Origin of the sequence: Rhizobium sp. BR 315 (genome assembly GCF_050577975.1) — a bacterium.
GTDB lineage: Bacteria > Pseudomonadota > Alphaproteobacteria > Rhizobiales > Rhizobiaceae > Rhizobium > Rhizobium miluonense.
In genome coordinates, this window is record NZ_JARWKZ010000139.1 from 1 (window position 1) to 1,003 (window position 1,003).

2 tRNA genes and 1 rRNA gene are annotated in these 1,003 nt (G+C 53.5%); all 3 read left to right on the top strand.

The features are described from left to right. Positions 1–92 precede the first annotated feature (92 nt). Positions 93–169, top strand: a tRNA-Ile gene (locus tag QD409_RS35380). Positions 170–255: 86 nt separating this feature from the next. After that, positions 256–331: transfer RNA gene (locus QD409_RS35385), tRNA-Ala, on the top strand. Between the two features lie 564 nt (positions 332–895). Then, positions 896–1,003: ribosomal RNA gene (locus tag QD409_RS35390) — 23S ribosomal RNA — on the top strand; the annotation flags it as partial.

A 1,003-nucleotide genomic window follows, 5' to 3' on the forward strand; every position in this document is an offset into this window, starting at 1 on the left:
CTTTCGCCGTCCACGTTTCTCTTTCTTCAAGAAGACAAAGAACCGCGTCGATCCGGATGGCTTTTGGCTGTTCGGACCGGTTTGACAAGAATGGGCCCGTAGCTCAGTTGGTTAGAGCACACGCTTGATAAGCGTGGGGTCGGAAGTTCAAGTCTTCCCGGGCCCACCATTTGCTTGATGCGAATGTGGGTTGGGAATGGACGGTGACGCGGAAGTTGCCGAACCTTGGTTTAAGACCGGGGCGATCGAGCTGATGGGGCTGTAGCTCAGCTGGGAGAGCACCTGCTTTGCAAGCAGGGGGTCAGCGGTTCGATCCCGCTCAGCTCCACCAAATCGATTGGTGTCGAGACTGACGGCATGTTGTCTTCTGAAGAAAAAAAGGTTTTGCGTCGGCCTTAGGGCTGATCGCGTGTTCTGCATACATTGTGAAGAGAAGATTGATCTGGAGGCTTCCAGGTGTTTTGAGCTTAGGCTCAAGGCGTCCGAGCCCGGACCTGATGATATCGTGGATGGCCTAGCCGGCTGGAAACGAAGGAGGGGACGGAGGTAGGAAGGAAGCTTGTCGCTCTGGGCCGTTGTTGTTGGCACTCTTTGAGTGCTTCTGACGGACGGCTGGATTACCGTTGCCTGACCGCGCGGTATCGGATCCAATCTCGAGAAGCTGGTCTTAAGATAGACTGCAAGCGAGCTGCTCGGCGTAGCTCCAGTAAAGCAGATCTATCGAACACGTCGATGGCATTGTTAGAAAGCGTCCGTTGTAAAAGGTAACGGCGCATAGCTGGTTCGGCACACTGCAAAGTGTCCGGATTGTCAGATTTGGAACCCCTTCGAGCGCAAGCGAGGAGGATAGGAATTCCAAATCCAAGCAAAGATGATGAGCATTGGCAATGAGAACGATCAAGTGTCGTAAGGGTATTTAGTGGATGCCTAGGCATGCACAGGCGATGAAGGACGTGATACGCTGCGAAAAGCCGTGGGGAGCTGCGAATAAGCTTTGATCCAT